Source organism: Streptomyces sparsogenes (assembly GCF_001704635.1).
GTDB lineage: Bacteria > Actinomycetota > Actinomycetes > Streptomycetales > Streptomycetaceae > Streptomyces > Streptomyces sparsogenes.
Genome location: NZ_MAXF01000191.1, coordinates 75702 through 96102 on the forward strand (window position 1 = coordinate 75702; position 20401 = coordinate 96102).

At 73.2% G+C, this 20401-nt stretch carries 20 protein-coding genes; 5 read left to right on the forward strand and 15 right to left on the reverse strand.

The features are described 5' to 3' along the window. Nucleotide 1: 1 nt before the first annotated feature. The 14 genes from BBH68_RS35060 to BBH68_RS35125 all read right to left on the reverse strand — a co-directional run bounded on the left by BBH68_RS35060 (nt 2) and on the right by BBH68_RS35125 (nt 15328). A complete protein-coding gene (locus tag BBH68_RS35060; protein ID WP_065967816.1) occupies nt 2-1963 on the reverse strand; it encodes a phage tail protein I in 1962 nt (653 codons plus the stop codon). Then, nucleotides 1960-4020, reverse strand: coding sequence for a putative baseplate assembly protein (locus BBH68_RS35065; protein ID WP_065967817.1), 2061 nt, complete (start codon nt 4018-4020; stop codon nt 1960-1962). Before BBH68_RS35065 ends, BBH68_RS35060 begins: the two co-directional genes overlap by 4 nt. Continuing rightward, complete coding sequence (locus BBH68_RS35070; RefSeq protein ID WP_065967818.1) at nt 4017-5975, reverse strand: baseplate J/gp47 family protein; 1959 nt, start codon at nt 5973-5975, stop codon at nt 4017-4019. The genes BBH68_RS35065 and BBH68_RS35070 overlap by 4 nt, the downstream gene beginning before the upstream one ends. After that, nucleotides 5972-6394 carry a GPW/gp25 family protein gene (locus BBH68_RS35075; RefSeq protein WP_065967819.1) on the reverse strand — a complete coding sequence of 141 codons (423 nt, stop codon included), beginning with the start codon at nt 6392-6394 and terminating at the stop codon, nt 5972-5974. Before BBH68_RS35075 ends, BBH68_RS35070 begins: the two co-directional genes overlap by 4 nt. Continuing rightward, on the reverse strand, nt 6391-7086 hold the full coding sequence (locus tag BBH68_RS35080; RefSeq protein WP_245738453.1) for a phage baseplate assembly protein V: 696 nt from the start codon (nt 7084-7086) through the stop codon (nt 6391-6393). The genes BBH68_RS35075 and BBH68_RS35080 overlap by 4 nt, the downstream gene beginning before the upstream one ends. Nucleotides 7087-7088: 2 nt before the next feature. Beyond that, entirely contained in the window at nt 7089-8270 is a 1182-nt protein-coding gene (locus BBH68_RS35085) for a phage late control D family protein (RefSeq protein ID WP_065967821.1), read from the reverse strand. A 10-nt stretch (nt 8271-8280) separates the two neighbouring features. Beyond that, nucleotides 8281-8952: a CIS tube protein gene (locus BBH68_RS35090; protein ID WP_065967822.1), complete on the reverse strand. Its 672-nt coding sequence runs from the start codon at nt 8950-8952 to the stop codon at nt 8281-8283. Nucleotides 8953-9064: 112 nt separating this feature from the next. Beyond that, nucleotides 9065-9250: a putative phage tail protein gene (locus BBH68_RS35095; RefSeq protein WP_245738454.1), complete on the reverse strand. Its 186-nt coding sequence runs from the start codon at nt 9248-9250 to the stop codon at nt 9065-9067. 5 nt (nt 9251-9255) lie between these two features. Then, complete coding sequence (locus BBH68_RS35100; protein WP_065967824.1) at nt 9256-9774, reverse strand: phage tail protein; 519 nt, start codon at nt 9772-9774, stop codon at nt 9256-9258. Beyond that, the gene (locus BBH68_RS35105; RefSeq protein ID WP_245738455.1) at nt 9771-11240 is read right to left on the reverse strand and encodes a phage tail sheath family protein; all 1470 of its coding nucleotides are present in this window, start codon (nt 11238-11240) and stop codon (nt 9771-9773) included. Before BBH68_RS35105 ends, BBH68_RS35100 begins: the two co-directional genes overlap by 4 nt. Nucleotides 11241-11265: 25 nt before the next feature. Beyond that, on the reverse strand, nt 11266-11721 hold the full coding sequence (locus BBH68_RS35110) for a phage tail protein (RefSeq protein WP_065967826.1): 456 nt from the start codon (nt 11719-11721) through the stop codon (nt 11266-11268). A 31-nt stretch (nt 11722-11752) separates the two neighbouring features. Beyond that, nucleotides 11753-14017, reverse strand: coding sequence for a phage tail sheath C-terminal domain-containing protein (locus BBH68_RS35115; protein ID WP_065967827.1), 2265 nt, complete (start codon nt 14015-14017; stop codon nt 11753-11755). A gap of 10 nt (nt 14018-14027) precedes the next feature. Next, entirely contained in the window at nt 14028-14753 is a 726-nt protein-coding gene (locus tag BBH68_RS35120; protein WP_065967828.1) for a carboxypeptidase-like regulatory domain-containing protein, read from the reverse strand. Continuing rightward, nucleotides 14750-15328, reverse strand: coding sequence for a Pvc16 family protein (locus BBH68_RS35125; RefSeq protein ID WP_065967829.1), 579 nt, complete (start codon nt 15326-15328; stop codon nt 14750-14752). Before BBH68_RS35125 ends, BBH68_RS35120 begins: the two co-directional genes overlap by 4 nt. A gap of 189 nt (nt 15329-15517) precedes the next feature. On the opposite strand from BBH68_RS35125, the gene BBH68_RS35130 reads away from it, so the two are divergent. Both BBH68_RS35130 and BBH68_RS35135 read left to right on the forward strand, forming a co-directional pair. Then, nucleotides 15518-15715, forward strand: coding sequence for a hypothetical protein (locus BBH68_RS35130; protein ID WP_065967830.1), 198 nt, complete (start codon nt 15518-15520; stop codon nt 15713-15715). Nucleotides 15716-15874: 159 nt separating this feature from the next. Beyond that, the gene (locus tag BBH68_RS35135) at nt 15875-16675 is read left to right on the forward strand and encodes an AfsR/SARP family transcriptional regulator (RefSeq protein WP_245738456.1); all 801 of its coding nucleotides are present in this window, start codon (nt 15875-15877) and stop codon (nt 16673-16675) included. Here BBH68_RS35135 and BBH68_RS35140 read toward each other — a convergent pair. After that, nucleotides 16636-17574, reverse strand: a complete 939-nt coding sequence (locus BBH68_RS35140) for a LysR family transcriptional regulator (RefSeq protein ID WP_065967831.1) — start codon at nt 17572-17574, stop codon at nt 16636-16638. The two genes, BBH68_RS35135 and BBH68_RS35140, sit on opposite strands and share 40 nt — an antisense overlap. A 241-nt stretch (nt 17575-17815) precedes the next feature. On the opposite strand from BBH68_RS35140, the gene BBH68_RS35145 reads away from it, so the two are divergent. The 3 genes from BBH68_RS35145 to BBH68_RS35155 are packed head-to-tail and all read left to right on the forward strand — an operon-like array spanning nt 17816 to nt 20369. Next, entirely contained in the window at nt 17816-18706 is an 891-nt protein-coding gene (locus BBH68_RS35145) for an ABC transporter substrate-binding protein (protein ID WP_079151406.1), read from the forward strand. Further along, nucleotides 18703-19608 carry an amino acid ABC transporter permease gene (locus BBH68_RS35150; protein ID WP_079151407.1) on the forward strand — a complete coding sequence of 302 codons (906 nt, stop codon included), beginning with the start codon at nt 18703-18705 and terminating at the stop codon, nt 19606-19608. The genes BBH68_RS35145 and BBH68_RS35150 overlap by 4 nt, the downstream gene beginning before the upstream one ends. Then, on the forward strand, nt 19605-20369 hold the full coding sequence (locus tag BBH68_RS35155) for an amino acid ABC transporter ATP-binding protein (protein ID WP_065967832.1): 765 nt from the start codon (nt 19605-19607) through the stop codon (nt 20367-20369). The genes BBH68_RS35150 and BBH68_RS35155 overlap by 4 nt, the downstream gene beginning before the upstream one ends. Nucleotides 20370-20401: the final 32 nt, after the last annotated feature.

Sequence of the window (20401 nt, forward strand, 5' to 3'; positions counted from 1 at the left end):
CTCACGACACCTGTGTGTGCACACCGACGGCGGAGACGACTCCGACGCCCACTCCTCGGCGCGGCCCCCTCGGCCCCGGCCTCAGCACCCCGTCGCGGTTCAGCCGCACCGGGCGCTCGCCCCCCAGCACGGGCGCGGGCAGCGGGACGAACGCCGTGTCCACGCCGACCGTAGACCGCGCGCCCACCACGAACCCCGCACCCCCGGTGCGCACCGACCCCACCGTGTGCGCGGGCGCCTGCCGCTCCACCAGCCGCCGCAGCGCCGCCCCGTCCGCCGAGCCGGCGGGCAGGAGCACCCGGAACCGGTGCGCGTGCGCGGTGTACGGATCGCTGTCCGGCGTGCCGAACGCGCGCAGCGGCGCCGAGCCGAGCGCCGAGCCGCCGAGCCGGAACCGGCTCGCCGACCGGCCGAACAGCCGGACGGATCCCAGCCCTCGAGCCTGGCCCGACCCCGCCGGGGTGCCGCCCACGGCCTCGCGCAGCTGCGCCCAGCGGCGGTCCGTCGCCGACTCGTCGATGACCGGCGCCACTCCGAACACGATGCGCACCGCCTCCCGCAGCGCCCCCGGCGTGCCCCGGCGCCGGTACAGCTCCGGGGCCGCGGCCAGCAGCGCGCGCCGGGTGGCGGGGTCCCAGCCCGCCTCGAACGACAGGCCGAGCAGCCCGGCCAGCCACGGCAGCAGCCGGTCCGGGACGCCCGCCGGGTCCAGCAGCGCCGGGTACCGCTCGATCACCCGGTCGACCTCGGCGAGGGTGGCGTCGAACAGCGACAGGAAGCGTTCGGTGAAGTCGTCGGCCGCGGGGTCCTGCCGGAAGGCGGGCGGCAGCAGGTCGGCGCTGGTGACCCTGGGGAAGTCCAGCCGGATCCGGCGGACGACGGGGGTCGCGCCGCCGTCGCCCGACAACCGCAGCCGCAGCCGCAGGAAGCGGCCGGGCGGCTGGTCGACGAGGAAGTCCGTGACGCCCGGGGCCGATGCCTGCCAGTCGCTCTCGTCGTACCGGTCGTCCTCGCTCACCACGATCCCGACCGCGACCGCCGTCCCGGCGGGCACGTCGGCGTCCACGCGTACGCGGTGCCAGCGGCACCGCGAGAGGCCGCTGTCGATGAGGGTGGTGACGTACGACCCGCTGGTCACATACGCGTCGGCGGCCGGCGGCGCGACGTCCCGGGGCAGTCCCCGCCAGGTGAAGCAGGTGGTCCGGGGGCCGTCCGGGCCCTTCTCGCGCAGGCAGAACCCGTCCTCGTCCGCCGAGGTGAGCGCGGACGGGGGCAGGGCCGCGGCGAGTTCGTCCACGGTGGCGGTGCGAAAGGGGCGGCGGCGACCGCCCCGGTGGATCCTGAGCCGTCCGCCGTCGTCGGTGAGCAGCCACACGGTCCGCCCCGGTCCGGTGCGCAGGCCGATGACCTCGCCGCGCGCGCCGGTGCGCAACACGCCGCGGAAGCCGCCCGTCGAGTCGAACCGCCGCAGGAGCGTGCTGCCCTGGCAGGCCACCAGGACCTCGTCGTCCGGGCCCGGCGCGGCCCACCGCGGCCGCTCGACCCGGATCACCCCGGCGAGTTGCTCGCCCTCGCGGCGCCACACCAGCACCCGGTCGGACTCGACCACGGCCAGCCGGTGGCCGCGCGCGGCCACCGAGACGGTCTCGCGCGGCGGGGCGGGGTCGCAGCCGGGCGGCCGGAGGGGTGTGAAGGCGTCACCGCACACGTCGCGGCGCAGCAGCCGCCGCTGGTCCGGGACGAGCAGGTACCAGGCGCACGGCCCGCACCCGGGGGCCAGCCGCGGGTCGGGGAACCAGGGCAGGAGTTGGTCCCTGGTGGGGCCTTCCGGGGCCGTGCCGCGGTAGGCGAGCCGGAGGCCGGCCGGGTCGTCGAAGCCGACGAGGCCGTGCGCCTCCTGCCGGTCCCAGCCGACGTAGGCGTCGAGGAGGCGGAAGGTCGCGGGGTGCGGTGCGCAGGTCATGGTTGCTCACCTACCGGGATCAGCAGCGGGCGCTCCGGCCAGACCAGGGTGTGGGGCGGGAGGGCGTGGTCGGTGCAGGGCGGGTGGCGCACTCCGTCGACGGTGAGCGAGAGCCGGGTCACGGCCAGCACCCCGTCGACGGCCAGGAGCCGTCGCACCAGCGCCGTGTGGCGCAGCGCGCCACCGAACGGCCAGCCCGCGCCGTCCTCGCCGCCGCGCAGCGGATCCAGGTAGCCGCGCACCGCGTCGCCGGCCCGGGCCAGGACCGCCGCCCGGTCGAGGTCCGGGTCGAGGGTGACCCAGGACTCCACTCCGACGCGGCGGTACGGCGCGGGGGCGGCGACCACCGTGACCCCGGCGGGCGCTGCCCGGCGGGACAGGAAGTCGGCGACGGCCCGCAGGGTCGCGGCGGTGGGGACCGGCGGTTCGCCGAGGTCGCCGCCCGGCGGTACGGGCGGCGCCGACGGCACCACGAGCACTCCGACGACGCCGGGGATCGGCACCCCGGGGAAGTCGGGGTGCAGGCCGGCCACGCCCCGGGCGCGGGCCACCGACGCGCCGGGCGCCCGGGTGGCGAGCAGGCCGTAGTCGGCCGGGGCCACGGCCCGGCCGCGCGCCCGCAGTTCGCCGGCACCGCGGCGCATGGCGCCGGCGTCGGGCTCGGCGTCGGTTCCGCCGGAGGCCGGGAAGGGGTTGTTGACACCGGTGACGAACGGCAGCGCGGTCACCACCCCGCCCACCGCGCCCGCCCGTACGGCGCCGGCGCTGCCGCCGCCCACGCGGTAGCGCACGGCCCGGACGTTGCGGAAGCCCGGGGGGACGGCCGCGCCGTTGACGCCGTCCCCGAAGGTCACCTCACCGCTGTCGTGGTCCACGGTGAACACCCGGTCGTCGGCGCCGTACCCGGCCAGGCTCTCCACCTCGCGCCACCGGGACGTGGTGCCGGCCGTGGTGCCGAACACGTCGCCGCCCGCGTCGTCGTCGACCTCGATGACCACCGAGCCGGCGAGGATGGGCACCTGGCTGAGCTTCATGCGGCGCCGCCCGCTCGCCGCGGGGTCCTGGACGGGCTGGAGCGGCTCGTCGCGGATGGTGCGCGCGGCGGTGGCGGCGACCACGTTCAGCCGCAGTCCGGACAGCACCGGCGCCGGTCCGGCGAAGGCGCCGTGTGCGATCCGCACCCGCAGCCAGCGCAGCCGGGGGCGGGTGGCGGACGGGCTGCCCGGCTCCCAGGAGCGCGGGACCCTCAGCTCGACGGTCCCGCCGGCGCTGAGCCCGGCCGTGGAGTCCCGCAGCAGCTCGGCGGGGACGAGCCGGGTGCCGTCCAGCACGTCCCAGCGCAGCAGCGGCCCGGGCGGCAGCGGCGGCGGCGCCGTCCCGCCGGAGGCCGCGGGCGCGGGGGGAGCGGCGACGACCACGAAGCCGAGCGACAGCCGCGGGTAGGGGGCGGCCGGCCCGGCGAGCCCGATCCACAGCCCGTTGCCGGGCTCGGGGTCCCGGCCGAAGGGCGCGAAGGGACGGCTGGGCCCGGACGGGCCCAGCGGCAGCGGCTCCAGCGTTCCGGCCTCCTGGACGGCGAGGTCGCCGAGGGTGGCCGGGGTGGCGTACAGGTCCTGGTCGGTCTCGTAGACGACCTGCCCCGCCGGCGTGGAGGCCGCGCTCTGGAACCCGGCCGGGACGAGCACGGAGGAGCCGTCCGGCGGGTTCACGGTGAACTCCAGGAGCGCCGCGGCCGCGCCGGCCGGGCGCCGCCGCACGCCCGCGATCGCCAGGTGCTCGGCCAGCACCTTCTCCGGCAGCCGGTTGACGCGGCCGAGCACGGGTTCGGCCTGGATGCCGAAGAGGCGGACCAGCGCGACGCCGGCGTCCTGGCGGTCGGGGTCGGTCCAGTCCGGGGTGTGGCCCGCGATGCGGCCCCGTACGCCGGCCCGGACCGCCTCCCGGGTCGCGTCGACCAGTTCGGGCTGGACACCGGTCGGTCCGGGGCCGGGCACGGTCCGTCCGTCCGCCCGCTCCCGTTCCCCCGCGTCCTTCTCCCACCACACGCCGCCGGTCATGCCAGCCCCTCCCCCGGTTCGACGGCGGGCACGATCCGGGTGCGGACCGTCCGCAGGACGGGAAGCGCCCCCGCGCCCAGCGGCACCTCGTCGCACTCCTCGTCCGCCTCCGCCCCGTCCAGGCCGATCGCCACCGCGGCCACGTCCGCGAGGTCCCCCAGCGCCCGCTGGGCGGCCCGCAGCAGGGCCGAGGGCCGCAGCGGCTGTCCGAACGGCCACCCGTCCTGGTCCTCACCGCCCACGAGCGGGTCGAGGAAGCGCCGCAGTGCCGCGGTGACCTGGGCGGACACGCGGGCGCGGTCGGCCGGGTCGCCCGACAGGGCGACGCCCAGCGCCACCTCGCGGTAGCGCGGCGGGCGGACGAACACCTCGGAGGTGAGCAGCCGGGCCTGTTCCAGGCGGGCGGCGACCGCGCACAGCATGCCCGGGTCGGGCAGCGGCGCGGCCGCGAAGTCCTCGCGGTCGAGGTCGTCCCGGGGCGCCGCCGGGACGATGTGGACGGTCACCGCGCCGGGCACGGTGGCGCAGCGGAAGCCGGGGTGCTCGCCGAGGGACGGGTGGGCGCGGGCGACGGCGACGCCCGGGGTCGTACGGGCCAGGGTGGCGAAGTCGTCGGCGGTGACGGCGCGGGTCACCTCCCCCAGGGACGCGGCCGCGCGCCGACGGGCCTCGGTGATGGTCTCCGGGTCCGCGCCGCCTTCGGCCCGTACCAGGTTGGCGGCCGAGATCGCGCCCGACGCGGCCGGGACGTCCGTGGCCGCGGACCAGTTGCCGGTCATGCCGCCGTTGCCGTCCCGGCCGCCGCCGGTCGTGTACTCGACGCTCAGGTCCGGGTCCGGGTGGGGGACGCGTCCGGTGAGTCCGTCGCCGAACACCACCGCGCCCTCGGTCCGGTCGAGCACGAAGATCCGGTCGGCCGGGCCGCCGAAGGTGAAGTCCGGGACCTGCCGCCACTCCTGATCCGCCAGACGCACGGTCGCCTCCAGCAGGCGATCGGCGGCGTCCGGCAGGACGAGGTGCTGGCCGGGCAGCCTCAGCCACGCGTCGAGCTGGTCCCGGAGGTCGGCGCCGCGCGCGGTGCGGCGCCGGCGGTGGTGCGCGGCGGAGACGTTGACGGCGAGCTGGAGGAGGCGGGGCGGGGCCGGGTAGGTGGCGGCCGGGGTGGACACCAGGAGCCCGCTGTCCCGTGTGGTCCAGCCGTCCGGGGGGTACAGCCGGACGACACCGGACCGTCTGAGCCCGGCCGTGCCGTCCTCCACTTTCTCGAATGTCCCGGCCCGGCCGGAGACGTCCGTGCCCGGCCGGAACCAGGACCAGGTCAGCTCGGCGGGGGGCGGCACGTCGGCGACCGCTCCGGGCAGCCACGACGGCACGGACGCGGCGGGCGCGTCCAGTTCGACGAGCAGGCCGATCGGGCCGGGCGCGGGGTGCTCCCCGGCGAGCGGCAGGGTGAACCGGACCTCGGCGGGGGCGCCGCGGCCCGCCAGCAGCGGCACGCCGCGGCGGGCCCGCAGGTCCGCCGTGCGGTCGCGGTCGGTCCACACGCCGACCTCACCGCCCTCGGCGAGCGGGAGGACGGCCACCTCGTCGTCGAGGGTGAAGACGGTCTCTCCCGTGGGGTCCCGGGTCAGCGCCGTCCCGGCGGGCACGACCGGGACGGCGGTGCCCGCCTCCCGGGCGGCCACGCCCAGCACGGTGGCGGCGGGGCGGGCGGGGCGCGGCGGCTCCAGGCCGAGCAGCCGCAGGACGGCGACCACGAGCGCGTCCGGCACCTGGTCCAGCCAGTACAGCCGCTGTTCGAGGAGGTGGGCGAGGAGTTCCAGGAGCGTGACGCCAGGGTCGACGGGGGCGTGCAGCGTCCAGGTGCCGTCCGACTCGGCGGGGATCCGCCGGCGGATGGCCGCCATCATGTCGGCCCAGGTGAGGTCGTCCAGCTTGGGCGCGGGCAGGGTCATGAGGTGCCCCCGGGGAGGCCGGTGAGCCCGGTGAGCCCGGTGTAGAACGGGAACACCAGGTTGGCCTTGGTGTTGCTGCGCCGGACGCGGTAGACGACCGAGACGGTGATCCGCGACTCGTCGGCCGGGGCGGCCTCCGCGCGGACCTCCTCCAGTTCCACCCGCGGCTCGTGGTCGCGGACGGCCACGGCGATGGAGTGCTCCAGGTCGCGCAGGTTCTGCACACTGCCGGGCGCGAACACCAGTTCCTGGGCGCGGGTGCCCAGTTCCGGCCGCATGACCCGCTCCCCGACACCGGTGAGCAGCAGCGCCCGCAGGCAGTGCTCGATGCTCTCCTCGCCGACCGCGTAGCCGAGCCGTCCGGACGCGTCGGGCAGGATCGGGAACCGCCAGCCGGTCCCGAGGAACTCCTCGCTCATGCCGTCCTCGCCTTCTTGGCCAGCACGGCCGGGGTGAGCGGCGGGGCCGGCGGGCCGGTCGGCCCGGCGGCGGAGGGGTGGGTGTGCGCGTTGAACGCCTGGAGCAGCGCGTTGCCGAGCACGAGCGGTTCGGTGGCGCCGCCGCCGAGGTCGATGGCGGGCGAGTCGACCGTCACCTTCGGCGCCTTGAGGGTGATCTCGCCCTGCGCGGTCACGGTGACGCCGCCGCCCTCGGCCGCGGTGATCCGGATCGCCTTGCCCTCGTCGTCCAGCTCCACCACGTGTCCGGCGGCGGAGGTGATCCGTACGGCGGCCTTGGACGGGGTGTCGTCGAGGACCACTTCATGGCCGTGCCGGGTCCGGATGGTCTTCTGGTCGCGGCCTTCGGTGCGGGCGGTCGGCGGCTTGTCCTCGCCGTTGTAGAGGCCGCCCAGGACGATCGGGTACCGCATGTCCCCGTGGACGAAGGCGACGAGCACCTCGTCGCCCTTCTCGGGGACGAACACCGAGCCGTAGCCGCCTCCCGCGTACGGCTGGCTGACCCGGACCCAGTCGGTGACGGTGGTGTCGTCGAACCACGGGAACCTCAGCTTGACCTGGCCTTCGTCATTGCCCTCGTTCTCCACGACGAGCGCTTCGACGACGCCGTAGTAGCGCTTGTCGGCGGAGCGGGCGCGTGGCGTGCCCCTCATGGTCACTGGTCCCCCTGATGGATCCGCCGTGCGGTGAACTGGGTGAAGAAACCACTGGTGTTGAGGGTGTGCTCGACCCGTTTGACGAAGTACGTGCCCGAGAAGCGGCGGCCGAGGCCGTAGATCTCCAGGTTGTCGCCGGGTCGCAGCTCGGGCAGGCCCGCCACCTTGCCCGTAGCGGTGATGAACTCGTAGGCCCGCTCGCGCAGCAGGCTGATCGCCAGTTCCCGGGCCTCCTGATCGCTGCCGACCGGGGCGTCGACCACGACCTCCTGACGGCCCTGGAGGGTGGACTCGGCGACCTGCGGTCCGCTCTGCCCGTCGGCCGTGTTCTGCCCCGCCGGCAGGTTCTCGGCGGTCGCGGTGAACGCGATCGCCTGCTTGGTACGGGGGTCCCAGCCCCGCACGGTGACCTTGCTGACCTGCTGGGACACCGTCAGCGTCGGGGTGAACTCGATCAGGGTGGGGATCAGTCCCCGGGGCTGGTCGGTGGGGCCGGTGCTCAGTCCGGGTGCGTACGCCAGCCGGTACACCCGGATCGGGCGGCCGTCGCGGCCGTCGGTCGGCCGGACGAAGTACAGCGTGTCCTCGCCGTCCTTCGGGTCCGGCAGGATGTAGCAGTCGAAGTCGAGCCGCTTGGCCCGCTCCAGCAGGAACGTGGCGTCGTCCTGGTTCTTCTGCACCACCAGGTCGTGCGTGGGGCCCTCCCTGGTGACCTCGATGCGCAGGTGGTTGCGCTGGGCGATCTGCTCGGCGATGCGCCAGTCGGGCAGATGGCGGTAGATCTTGGTCTCGTTCTCGGTGGGCTTGCGGTCCTTGAGCCGCAGCAGCCCGTCCACACCGCTGATCTGGACGGTGGGCGACGCCCCGTCGGTGAACTTCGGGCTGAGCGTGGAGATGGTCCCGGTGGCCACGGTGAGCAGCCTGTCGGCGTAGCCCAGCCGGACCGACACCCGGCCGCCGAGCCTGAAGCGCGGCGAATCGCTGTGCTTGAACCGCAGGCCCACGTCGTCCCAGTTGTTCAGGGTCAGGTCGAAGCCGGACATCTCGTCGAGGTCCCGGTTCACCTTGATGTCGATGATGTCGTTCTTGGTGGACGGGTCCATCTCCAGGCCCTCGACGCGCACGTCGAACTCGGGCGCGTACCGGTCGGGCGACGCCACTTCGGGCGTGGGGGTGCTCATCGCGCGCTCCTCACGCCAGCCGGGGCACGGTCAGCACCCGCCCCGGCCGCAGGTCCCGCGGATCGCTGATGCCGTTGGCGCGCGCCAGCTCCCGCCAGGCGTCGGGCCGCCGGTACAGCGCGGCGGAGATGGAGCTGAGCGTGTCGCCGCGGCGCACCACATAGCTCTTCTCCACCGTGGGCGACGAGCGCGGTGTCTCGGCGACCTGCGCGGCGGCCGGGCGGAACTCCTTGAGCGAGAGGTCCAGCATGGCCCGCAGCGGCACGCCGTCCGGCCGGAACAGCTGGTAGTTGACGTCCAGCTTCTCCACCACGCCGGTGAAGACCTCCTCGTCCCAGACGAACCGGACCACCGGCGGCGCGTGTTCGCGGCTGTCGGGCCGCAGCAGGTTCCGCACCGCGTCCACGTACGCCTTCCGTACGTTCTCCAGGGTGTCGGAGGTGTCCACCAGCGCCTGGACCGTCAGGGTCTCCGTGCCGCCGCGGACGTACTGGAGGGGCGGTGTCTCCAGGCCGGGGATGGTGATCTCGGCGAAGGTGTTGCTCTTGCTCAGCTTGTAGTCGGTGGGGTTGAACCGCAGCGGGATCCGCCGCTGCCGCTCGTCGGCGATCACCGGCCGGACGATCTCCAGCCGCGCCCGGGCGGCGCCCTGACGGGCGAAGGACACCGGCGTCACGCTCATAGTGCCTCCTGGTTCGCTTCTCCGCGGCAGCGGCTCATGTCACCGTCGCCCGCGCGGCGCAGAGGTGCGGCTTTCGTCACCGTCTGCAGCCCGGCGGCCGCGCGTGCGACGCTCACAGAGGCCCCTCCCCGTCGCCGAAGCCGCGTTCGGCCCTGGTGTGCTCGGCGCGTGCGCACTGGTCCTCGTACAGCTTCGCCCAGGCCTGGATGTGCTTGTTGAACAGCTTCGTGAACACGGCCCCGTCGTCGCCGTCCACCTGGAACCGGACCTCCAGCTGGTGAATGGTCACCTTCGGCACGTCGGTCACCTCCCCTCGCCCAAGCGCGGCAAGGCGTTCGCCGCGGCGTCCTGCAAGACCTTCGTCAGTCCCTCGTGCGCGATCTCCAGCGACTCGACGGCGATCGCGTTCTGCTCCGCGTGCAGGTCGGGACCGCTCCACTTGGCGGCGAGCCCGCCGTGGAAGGCCCATGCCGCGCCGGGCACCCCGTCCGGGCCGAGCACGATCACCGCGCCGTCGCGGCGGGCGCCCAGCGAGTCGGCGAGCCCCGCCTGGTACCAGGCCCACAGCCCCGGGTCGCGCACCACCCCGCGCTTGAGGGTGATCCGGTTCCACGAGTGGCGCAGCGGCAGTTGGTGGACCGAGTCGTTGCGGCCACCCTCCGGGTAGCTGGTCACCTCCAGCTGCGCGCCGAGCCCGGTGATCTCCTGGAAGGCGCCGGACGCGGCCAGCGGGAGCAGCAGCGCCTGCGCGGGCGGCAGATACGCGTCGCCGGGGTCGAGGGTGACCAGGAAGCGGTATTTGGGCAGTGGATCCAGGGTCATGCCTCGATCACCTCCAGACCTCGGTCCTGGCCGAGGACGAGACGCAGCCGGATGAACTCCATGGGGACGGCCGGGGCGACCTCGATCTCGCAGACCAGCTGCCCCGGGTCCTGCTCGGGCGGGTTGTTGGTGTCGTCGCACACGACCCGGAACGCCTGCTCGGGCCGGTCGCCGGCGAGCGCCCCGCCCCGGAAGGCCGACAGGAGCACGGAGGTCAGCGCCCGCACCAGGGTCAGCCGCAGCTCGGGTGAGTTGACGTCGAACACCAGGGGGCTCGCCACCCGCCGGATCGCGCGCACCAGCAGGTGCACCAGCCGGCGGTGCGCGATGTAGCGGGTGCCCGGGTCCGGGGACAGGGTGCGCCCGCCCCACACCATCAGCCCCCGCCCGCGGGTGCACCGGATCAGGTCGATCCCCGCGTCGAACAGCCGGACCTGCTGCGGCTCGGGGTACTCGGCCGCGAGGTCGACCGCCTCCAGGATCACGGCGCCCGCGGGGGTGTGGTGGGCCCCGCGCTCGCCGTCGAGGCGGGCGATCACGCCCAGGACGTGTCCGGACGCCGGGACGGTCCGCAGGGCATGCCCGTCGGGGGTGCGCAGCGGCGGGTGGTAGACGGCGGCGCAGCCCAGCAGCCGGGTGTCGCCCGTGGCCGCCAGGGAGCCCACCCAGCCGACCGCCTCGTCCACGGAGACCTGCCCGGGCGGTACGTCCAGGACCGCCAGGCGGTCGTGCAGGGGCGCGACGCTCCGCAGCAGTTCGAGCACCACCTCGGTGTGGGTGTCGCCGGTCAGGTCCGCGCCGAGGTCCGGCAGCGCCACCAGCGCCGGTTCCGGGAGTTCGGCCTGGAGCGCCACGGCGTCCGTGTACTCGCCGCGGCCGGGCGCCGCGTCGGTGCCGCCGTCGAGCGTCAGGTCCCAGGACATCGAGATCGGGCCGGGCCGTCCCGGTGGCGGTGGCGGCCCGTCCGGGACCAGCCGGATGTAGCGGGAGGCGGTCAGCCGGTCGGCCAGATCGGCGGGCGGCAGCCCGGAGAAGGTCTCGGGCGCCTCGCCGGGCATCATGACCCGCACGCCCACGCCGGCCGGCCCGGCGACGGTGCTGGCCTGGTAACGGATCGCGACCCGCCCGCCGTTGGCCCAGGCTCCGGGGCTGGTGGCGACCACCTGGTAGCCGGTGGCGGCCAGGCCGCTCAGCGGACCGGCGGTCCACCGTGTCCGGGCCGTGGTGGCCGGCCCGGACACGCGGAGCACCCAGGCGGTGCGGCCGCCGTTCTCGAAGAAGCCGCGCAGCGCGTACGGGGTGGCGAAGGCGCCGTCCGGCGGTCCGAAGGCGCCCACGACCTCGTTCCAGCTCTCCACGCGCACCGGAGTGGAGAGCGGGCCCCGGCGGAGCCGGCCCAGGAACGCCGCCACGTCCGTGCGCATCGGCTCCGCGTCCAGGCCGCGTGGCCGATGTGTCAGGGACACCCCGGGGAGCGCTTCTGCGGCCATGTCAGACGTCGATCTCCAGCTTCTCGACCGCCAGGACGAGTGTCTCCATGGCGATCTCGTTCTTGGTGGCGCTCAGCGTCGGGCCGGTGTACTTGGTCGGCCAGCCGCGGTCGAAGTTCCAGCGCATGGTTTCGTTTCGGTTCTCGTCCAGCAGCACGATCGAGCCGGAGGTGCGCCGGACCTTGCCGTTGAGCGCTTCGACCACCCAGTTCCAGAAACCGACGTGGCCGGTGATGCCGCGCTTGAAGGTGAGGTTGGTGAACTTCTTCAGCCCCGGGATCTTGCGGACGGTGATGTCCTCGCTCCCGGTGCGGTACTCGATCGGCGGGATCTCCAGCTCCAGGCCGCTCACCTCGGTGAAGGACCCGCTCACCGCGACGCCGTCGTCGCTGACGTTGGTCACGATGATCTGGAAGTTGTATGACGCGTAGGGATCGTCCCTGGTCACGGGCGGCATGGTGGCCTCTCCTCGGTCCTTCGTCGGGCGCTCAGGCGAGCTGGGTCTCGCGGGTCTTCTGCTGGATCCGGAAGATCACGAACTCCGCCGGGAAGACCGGAGCGACACCGATGGCGCAGATCAGCCGACCGTTCGCCAGGTCGTCCTCGGTCATCGTGGTGCGGTCGCAGGCGACGAAGAACGCCTCCTCGGGGGTGGTGCCGGCGAGCGCGCCGCTGCGCCAGACGGTGGTGAGGAAGTTGGTGACCGTCTGGCGGACCAGGGCCCACAACGCCTCGTCGTTCGGTTCGAACACCACCCACTGGGTGCCCTCGTCGATCGACTCCTCCAGGTAGAGGAACAGCCGCCGGACGTTGACGTACTTCCACGAGCTGTCCGAGGAGAGGGTGCGGGCGCCCCAGACCCGGTGGCCCATCCCGGGGAAGAACCGCAGCGCGTTGATGCCCTTGGGGTTGAGCAGGTCCTGATGCCGCTTGGTGATGTCCTGGGCGATGCCGTCGGTGAGCCGGATGCCCCGGATGACGGCGTTGGCCGGTGCCTTGTGCACCCCCCGCTCCACGTCCACGCGCGCGTAGATCCCGGCCATGTGGCCGGAGGGCGGCAGCTCGACGTCGCGGCCCGTCGAGGGGTCGCGGGCGACCAGCCACGGGTGGTAGAGCGCCGCGTACTTGGTGTCGAACGGCTCACGGAACGCCTGGACGCCCTCGATGTCCAGGCCGTCCTGCGGGTCGAGGATCGCGAACCGGTCCCTGAGCAGTTCGCAGTGGGTCACCAGGGCCGATTCGACCGTCCCGGACCACATGCCCGGCACCGCGCAGACGGCCACCTCGTCGATGTCCTCCAGCGCGGCGATGCCGGTGCGCTTGCCGCTGCCGCCGTCCTCGCCGACGAAGTCGGCGACGCTCAGGCTGCCGTAGGCGTCGTCCCCGTCCGCCAGCGTCAGCCAGGATCCGACCGCGGGCACGGGGAACTTCGCCGGGTCGGTGGACAGCGCGGCCAGGGCCGTCGCCCGCACCAGCCGTGAGCGGTCGGCCAGGGTGGTCACCAGGTTCGCCGGGGCCTCGCCGGTGAGCCGGAGGTTGCGGTGGGTCTCCGTCACCACGGTCCCCGACGGCTCGGTGAACCGGGCGTCCACCTGGGCCTCGACCAGGTGCAGCCGGTCGGTTTCGAACAGCGTCCCGGGCACGTTCGCGTCGAGTGTGACCACGTCCGCGGCGATCGAGCGGACGGAGCGGATGGTGAGGGCGGTGCCGTCGTCGAGCTGGACGACGGCGCCCTCGTACAGCCGGCTCGCGCCGCCGATCCGCAGCGTCGGCCCGGCCGAGGTGTTGCCCCGGCGCACCCGGCGCACCACCAGCCCATTGCGCCACGCCTCGTGGGCCGTGCCGGACGGCAGGGTCAGCGCGACCTTCCCGTCGGCGGGTTGGCCCGCCTGGACCTTGAACCGGCCGGAGCCGATCTGCACCCACAGGTCGCCCGGCAGGTCGTCGGGGTCGAGCCCGGCCACCGCGGCGACCTCGACCATCTCGCTGTCCGCGGTGGCGTCCGCGGTCAGCCGCGTGACGAACAGCCCGCCCTCCTGCGGGTCCGGCAGCACCGGCAGCGCGGCCGAGGCCATCGGCTGGATCCGCACCTGGACCCCGCCGCCCCATGAGCCGGGGCTGACGGCGGTGAACTCCAGTGTCTCTTCCGCGCTGCGCTCCCCCACCTGTACGTAGTCGCCGCGGCCCGTCCTGACCTCCGCGGTCAGCGCGGCGTCCAGTTCCACCCGGTGGGCGGTCGCGTCGTAGGCGGCGACACCGGCGGTGTGGATCACCTGCTGGTCGTCGCCCCGGAAGATCTGGATCTGCTGCCCGACGCCGGAGAACCCGATCAGGTGGCCCAGTTCCAGGCGGGTCGCGCCCTTGGCGGCGTCGCCGGCGACCGGGCTCACCAGGCCGTGGCCCATCACTTCGGAGGCCGGCGTCGCCTGCCTGCTGGCGACCCGCTTGACGTACAGCCGCTGACCGCCGTTGTCGAAGAAGCCCTTGACCGCCAGCGGGAACAGCCACCAGCGGCCGCCTTCCCTGGGGTCGTTCGCCCAGGTGTCCCGGACCAGGGCGTCCGGCTCGGGGAGGAACCCGCCGAACGTGTTCTGGAACTCCAGGAAGTTGGTGACCAGCTTGGGCTTGCCGGTGTACGGACCGCGTACGGTGACCCCGGCCATGCCGGCCGTACTGGTGCTCACCCCCGCGATCGGCCGTGGGCCCGCATCGATCTCCTCGATGTAGACCCCGGGGCTCAGATACTCCGCCATGGACGGCTCCTCACTGCTCGCGGATCTCTATGACGTGCCGGCGCTCGGTGTCCTGGGGCAGCCGCACGACCAGGGATCCGGACCGGCCCGGCCGATCGAGGGCCAGCAGGCGGAACGTCTCCTCGACGGCGTGCTCGTCGGCCTTCTCGCCCTCCCACCGCAGGGCCAGCCGGAAGGCGCCCGCGGCGTCGGACAGGGTGCGCTCGTGCCACGGCGTCAGGTCCCGGCTGGTTCGGCCCCGGGCCTCGACCAGCGCGTTCGCGATCGGCGCCCCCGTGGCCGCGTCGACCACTGCGCCGTGCACCGTGCGCAGCCCCGGCGGGTAGGGGTAGGAGACGCTGGGCAGCAGCCGCACCAGACGCGGCTGGGTCGCCACCGCCGGCGGGTGGGCGTCGTCATGCGGGTGGACCAGGAACTCGACGCCCACCAGACCGGCCGAGAACGGCTCCCCGTCGGCCGGGTACAGCGGCTGGTAGCCGGCGGCCGCGAAGCGAGCCCGGTGGCGCCGCGGCCGGGCCGCCCACGGCTCGGCGCACCTGCCGAGTCCCGGGTAGGCGAAGGCGGCGCTGGGGGTGCGCACGGCCACCTCGTCCAGCGGCACCCAGGCGCCGTCGTCGAACCGGTCCAGGTGGACCGTCACCCCGGCGCCGCGCACCCGCCCGGCGTGGTCGTCGAACGGGATGAACCAGGCGGGACTGTGCAGCGTCGAACGGGTCAGCGGCAGGAAGCGGCTCATGGCATCGCCGTCCCGCCGATGACCCGGCTGTGCACCGGGCGGACCGCCGTTTCGACCGCGGAGTCCAGGTTGACCACGCGGACCTCGTAGTTCAGCGACAGCCGGTACGGCTTCTGGATCGCGTACCAGACCCAGGACTTCTGGTCCAGGGTGAGCGGGGTCAGGCTCAGGTGCAGCGAGTCGGTGCTCGCCGCCAGGCTGCCGGACAGCCGCGTGCCGTCCAGGATCGCGTCGTCGTAGAAGGTCTGCATGGCCCGTCCGAGCATCCGGTGCTGGGTCTCCTGGTCTCCGCCCCAGGGGGTGATCAGGTACCGCAGCAGCAGAGCCATCGGCGGCTTGCGGGTGGTCGGTGGGTCCGGCGGCTGGGAGCGCACCGGCGGCCGGTTGCGCGAGGTCGGGTCCTCGGCGATCTCGTAGAGGAACACCGTGAGTTTCGGCGGCGGTGTCTGGACCGTCTCGGAGAGGTCGTTCAGCTCCGCGATCGGCGGTTCCACCTGGCTGAGCCCGCGCAGGGCCTGGGTCAGGGTCTCCACGACGACCGTCGAGACGTCGGCGATGACGCCGAAGTCACCCATGCGCGTCCTCCTCCCCGGCTCCGCGCCCCGAAAGCGGGCACGGGGAGCATGCCGGGCCCGGCGTGGCCGGACCGCGATGGGCGCATCACGCGAACGTCACCGGCGCGTTCCGGGGCCGGCCCGCGTTGACGTAGCCGGACACGCGCCGACAACGCCGAGGTGACACGGGGCAGGGCATATTTTCCCTTTATGGAGATCCCCTCAGACCGGACCGGCGTGCTGATCCTCCGGGTGTGGGTGGAAGGTGACGGGCCGGACGGCTTCCGGGCACGCATCGTGCCGACGGGCGGCCCGCGGCAGGCGCCCCCCACCGCGGTGAGTGCGGTCGACGATGTGCTCAGTGCCGTGCGGGCGTGGCTCGATCAGATACTCGAACCGGACGGGTGACGTTCCCGCGACGCTCCGGTGATGCCCAGCCATTTAACGTCGTTTATCCGAAAGGCCGGATACACGATCATGACTTGCTCGTAACATGGCTCCCGGGCATCCCGATCGCTTCGCCGGCATGGGATGGGTCGCTGAAGCCACGATCGCCCCGGGGGGCCGATGAGCGCAGAAGGCCATGTCATCACCTTGAGACTGCTGAAGGGCTTCGCGCTGTCGGTCGATCACAAGCGCGTTCCGCTCTCTTCCAGCGCCCAGCGCCTCCTCGCGTTCCTGGCCCTCCAGGACATGCCACGGACCCGGACCTATGTGGCCGGCACGCTGTGGCCGGACGTCACGGCCTCCCGCGCCAACGCCAACCTCAGGTCGTCCCTGTGGCGCGCGACGAGAACGGGCCACCACATCATCGAGGCGTCCACCCAGGAACTGGCGATCTCCAAGCACATCGACGTGGACCTGCACACGGCGGCCCAGCGCGCGCACCGGTTGCTCGACATGTCATGCCCGTGCGACGACATCCTCTCCGCGCAGACGCGGGCCGACCTCTCGGCCGACCTGTTACCGGAGTGGTCGGAGAACGAGTGGGTGCTGATCGAGCGGGAGCAGTACCACGAACTGCGGCTGTACGCCCTGGAGGCGATGACCGAACGGCTGACGGCGATGGGCCGCCACGGCGAGGCCGTCGCCGCCGGGCTCGCCGCCGTACGCGCGGAACCCCTGCGGGAAAGCGCTCATCGCGTCCTGATGAACGCGCATCTGGCCGCCGGCAACAGGGGCGCGGCGATGTTGCAGTACGAGCAATGCCGTCGCGTCCTGCTCGACGAGCTGGGTCTGGAGCCCTCCCGGACGCTGCGGAGCCTGGTGTCGCCCCACCCGGAGGCGGGTACGCCGAACCCCCCGGCGCGCCGGGTCGGGCCGGGGCCTCAGAGGGCCACCGGAAGCTCCGCCCTGAGCCACCGCTGATCGACACCGTCGGCCGCCGTGCGCAGCATGGCTATGGCCTGGTCCAGCAGCGGGTTCGGGTCCGCGGCGCGGCGGACCGCGGAGACCCTTCGCACATGGGAGGGGTCGGCGAGCCGGATCACATGGACGTCCGAGGACTCGATCATGGCCAGCTCCGGGACGATCGCGATGCCCAGGCCCTTGCGGACGAGTTCGAACGGCAGGTTGTAGTCGTTGGTGCGGAAGAGCACATCCGGGTGGAAGCCGGAGGCCGCGCAGATCCGGAACAGCGAGCGGGCCGCGTCCGTGTCCTCCAGGAAGCAGATCCAGCGCTCATCGGCCAGCTCGCTGATCTGCACCCGCTTGCGGTGCGCCAGCCGGTGGCCGGTGGGCAGCAGCAGATACAGCGGCTCCTCCAGGAGCAGCGTCAGATCCAGATCGCTCTGCCAGCTGCTGTGCGGCACCGTGCCGTATTCGAAGACGACGGCGAGGTCCAGCCGTCCGTCGAGGACGGCGGGCACCGTGACCGGGGGATCGCCTTCCTGGTAGCGGATGTCCACGTCCGGGCGGTCGCGCAGGAAGGCGGCGAGCAGCGCGGGGACCAGCTTGAAACCGGCCGACCAGAAGCTGCCCAGGTGGAGCCGGCCGCGCTGGGCCGAGGCGAACGAGCGCATCTCGTCCTCCGCCGCCTCCAGATCCGCGAGCAGCCGGGTGGCGCGGCGCGCCAGCTGGATGCCCGCCGGGGTGGGCCGCACACTGCGCGGCGTGCGCTCGAACAGCTTGACGCCCACGGCCCGCTCGATGGACGAGATCTGCTGGGACACGGCCGATGGCGTGAAACCCAGCTTTCTGGCGGCCGTCCGGAGGGAGCCGGTGGCCACCACCTCACGGAGGGCCAGGAGCTGCGTCGGGGTCAGCATCGCCCGAACTTAACGCCTGGGGCTCCAGGAACACCATGGCTCGTCACCCCCGGCTTTTCCGGCGGACCCGCCGCCGGCCCGCCTGACGTGGCGGGCGGCCCCCCGACCGGGAGCGCCGAGCATCAGTTCAGCTGAACAACAGGGCCGCCAATGCTCATCCTGAACGACCTTGCGCCGAGGGTGGGCGTCCCGCACATTGTGGGGAACCAAATCCAGCCAACCCGATGGGAGAGGGGTCCCCATGGCCGTTCGACGTGCGCTGATGTCTCTCGTCCTGGCAGGGCTCGTGACCACGACGGCGTGCGGCCCGTCGGGCGGCGAGTCGAAGTCCGCCGCCCCGAAGCAGAAGGTGGACCAGCGGCTGCACGACCTGCTGCCCGCGAAGATCAAGAAGTCCGGCAGGCTGGCCGTCGCGCAGGGCAACAACTATCCGCCGCTGGTCTTCCTCGACAGCGACAACAAGACGGTCATCGGCATGGAGCCGGACCTGATGAAGGCCATCGGCGAGGTGCTGGGTGTCAAGGTCGAGTTCTCCCAGACCAGCTTCGACAGCCTGATCGCGGGCGTCCACGCCCACCGCTACGACCTCGCCATCCAGGCCATGCTGGACAAGCCGGAGCGGCGCGAGCACATCACCTTCGTCGACTACTTCAAGACCAGCAGCTCCGTCCTGGTGCACGCGCAGGACGCCACGGAGATCGGCTCGCTCGGCGATCTGTGCGGCAAGTCCGTGGCCGTGGAGCAGGGCACCGCCCAGGTCGACGACGCCAAGGCCCAGTCCGACACCTGCCGCAAGGCGGGCAAGCCGGCGGTGAAGACCCTGGTCTTCCCCGACACGGTCGGCTGTATCCAGGCCCTGTCCACCTCGCGGGCCGACGCCTTCGTCGGCGGCACCCCCACCGTCGTCTACCACGCCGGGCAGTCCGGCGGGAAGCTGAAGGAGGTGGGCAAGCCCTACCGCTACCTGCCGTACGGAATCCTGGTCGACAAGCAGGACACCGCGCTGGTCAAGGCCGTCCAGGGCGCGCTGAGCGAGCTGATGCGCAACGGCAGCTACCGGAAGATCCTGGGGACCTGGAAGCTGTCCTCCGGGGCCCTCGACCGCGCCACGGTCAACGGTGGTGCCGCATGAGCGGACACTCCCCGCGGTACGTCACCGAGGTGCGGAAACAGGACGGCGCGGGGCCGGAGCAGCCGGCCGACCGGGGCGTGCCGATCCAGGCCGTGCCCCTGCGTCACCCCGGCCGGTGGTGCGCCTCCGCCGTGCTCGTCTTCCTGGTGGTGTTCCTGGTCCAGGGCTGGGCGACCAATCCGCGCATGCAGTGGGGCGTGGTGGCGGAGTACCTCTTCGCCCCCGCGGTGCTCGACGGGCTGCGCACCACCGCCCTGCTGACGGTGCTCGCGATGGCCATCGGGGTGGTGGGCGGCGTCGTCCTGGCGATCCTGCGGATGTCGTCCAATCCGCTGCTGGCGGCGCTCAGCGGCTTCTACATCTGGGTCTTCCGCGGCACCCCGCTCCTGGTCCAACTGCTGTTCTGGTACTTCCTGTCCGCCGTCGTGCCCACGGTGGGGCTCGGCATCCCCTGGGGCCCGACCTTCGTCGAGGCCGACACCAACCAGCTCATCACCCAGATGACGGCGGCCGTGCTCGGCCTGGGGCTGCACGAGGCCGCGTACATGGCCGAGATCGTACGGGCGGGCATCGCCTCGGTGGACGACGGGCAGACCGAGGCGGCACACGCCCTCGGGATGACCCGACGCCAGACGATGCGGCGGATCGTCCTGCCGCAGGCGATGCGGGTGATCATCCCGCCCACCGGCAACCAGGCGGTGTCGATGCTCAAGACCACCTCTTTGGTGTTCGCCATCGCCGTACCCGAACTGCTGACCTCCGTCCAGGGCATCTACTCCCGCAACTTCGCCCAGATCCCGCTGCTCACGGTGGCCTGCGTCTGGTATCTCGTCGCCACCACCGTGCTCACACTGGCCCAGCGCTATCTCGAACGCGCCTTCCGGAAGGAGAGTTCGTCATGACGGCGACGGTGGTCAGGGCCGAGGGCGTCCGCAAGAACTTCGGGGACGTGGAGGTGTTGCGGGGCATCGATCTGCGGGTGGCCCAGGGCGAGGTGCTCTGTCTGATCGGCCCCTCCGGGTCGGGCAAGTCCACCTTCCTGCGCTGTGTCAACCATCTGGAGCGGGTGGACGCGGGCCGGCTGTACGTGCGCGACAGGCTGGTCGGGTACGAGGAGCGCGGCGGGAGGATCCACGAGCTCTCCGACAAGGCGGTGGCGCAGCAGCGGCGTGGCATCGGGATGGTCTTCCAGCGGTTCAACCTCTTCCCCCACATGACGGCGCTCCAGAACGTCATGGAGGCGCCGGTGCGGGTCGCCGGGGAGCGCAAGGAGGTGGCCAGGAGGCGGGCGCTGGGGCTCCTCACCCGGGTCGGCCTGGCGGACAAGTGCGACAGCTACCCCTCCCAGCTGTCCGGGGGCCAGCAGCAGCGGGTGGCCATCGCCCGGGCGCTGGCCATGGAACCCGAGCTGATGCTCTTCGACGAGCCCACCTCCGCCCTCGATCCCGAACTCGTGGGCGAGGTCCTCGATGTGATGCGGGCCCTCGCCCGGGACGGCATGACCATGATCGTCGTCACGCATGAGATGGGCTTCGCGCGCGAGGTGTGCGACTCACTGGCCTTCATGGACGGCGGGGTCGTGGTGGAGTCCGGCCCGCCCGAGGCCGTCATCGGCTCGCCCCGGCACGAGCGCACCCAGGCGTTCGTGCGCAAGGTCCGCTGAGACCTGCCCTTTCCGGTCAGCCGTTTCCGATC

Coding starts and splice junctions, on each gene's coding strand:
- BBH68_RS35060 (WP_065967816.1), bottom strand. CDS start 1,963: ATGACCTGCGCACCGCACCCCGCGACCTTCCGCCTCCTCGACGCCTAC.
- BBH68_RS35065 (WP_065967817.1), bottom strand. CDS start 4,020: ATGACCGGCGGCGTGTGGTGGGAGAAGGACGCGGGGGAACGGGAGCGG.
- BBH68_RS35070 (WP_065967818.1), bottom strand. CDS start 5,975: ATGACCCTGCCCGCGCCCAAGCTGGACGACCTCACCTGGGCCGACATG.
- BBH68_RS35075 (WP_065967819.1), bottom strand. CDS start 6,394: ATGAGCGAGGAGTTCCTCGGGACCGGCTGGCGGTTCCCGATCCTGCCC.
- BBH68_RS35080 (WP_245738453.1), bottom strand. CDS start 7,086: ATGAGGGGCACGCCACGCGCCCGCTCCGCCGACAAGCGCTACTACGGC.
- BBH68_RS35085 (WP_065967821.1), bottom strand. CDS start 8,270: ATGAGCACCCCCACGCCCGAAGTGGCGTCGCCCGACCGGTACGCGCCC.
- BBH68_RS35090 (WP_065967822.1), bottom strand. CDS start 8,952: ATGAGCGTGACGCCGGTGTCCTTCGCCCGTCAGGGCGCCGCCCGGGCG.
- BBH68_RS35100 (WP_065967824.1), bottom strand. CDS start 9,774: ATGACCCTGGATCCACTGCCCAAATACCGCTTCCTGGTCACCCTCGAC.
- BBH68_RS35110 (WP_065967826.1), bottom strand. CDS start 11,721: ATGCCGCCCGTGACCAGGGACGATCCCTACGCGTCATACAACTTCCAG.
- BBH68_RS35115 (WP_065967827.1), bottom strand. CDS start 14,017: ATGGCGGAGTATCTGAGCCCCGGGGTCTACATCGAGGAGATCGATGCG.
- BBH68_RS35120 (WP_065967828.1), bottom strand. CDS start 14,753: ATGAGCCGCTTCCTGCCGCTGACCCGTTCGACGCTGCACAGTCCCGCC.
- BBH68_RS35125 (WP_065967829.1), bottom strand. CDS start 15,328: ATGGGTGACTTCGGCGTCATCGCCGACGTCTCGACGGTCGTCGTGGAG.
- BBH68_RS35130 (WP_065967830.1), top strand. CDS start 15,518: ATGGAGATCCCCTCAGACCGGACCGGCGTGCTGATCCTCCGGGTGTGG.
- BBH68_RS35135 (WP_245738456.1), top strand. CDS start 15,875: ATGAGCGCAGAAGGCCATGTCATCACCTTGAGACTGCTGAAGGGCTTC.
- BBH68_RS35140 (WP_065967831.1), bottom strand. CDS start 17,574: ATGCTGACCCCGACGCAGCTCCTGGCCCTCCGTGAGGTGGTGGCCACC.
- BBH68_RS35145 (WP_079151406.1), top strand. CDS start 17,816: ATGGCCGTTCGACGTGCGCTGATGTCTCTCGTCCTGGCAGGGCTCGTG.
- BBH68_RS35150 (WP_079151407.1), top strand. CDS start 18,703: ATGAGCGGACACTCCCCGCGGTACGTCACCGAGGTGCGGAAACAGGAC.
- BBH68_RS35155 (WP_065967832.1), top strand. CDS start 19,605: ATGACGGCGACGGTGGTCAGGGCCGAGGGCGTCCGCAAGAACTTCGGG.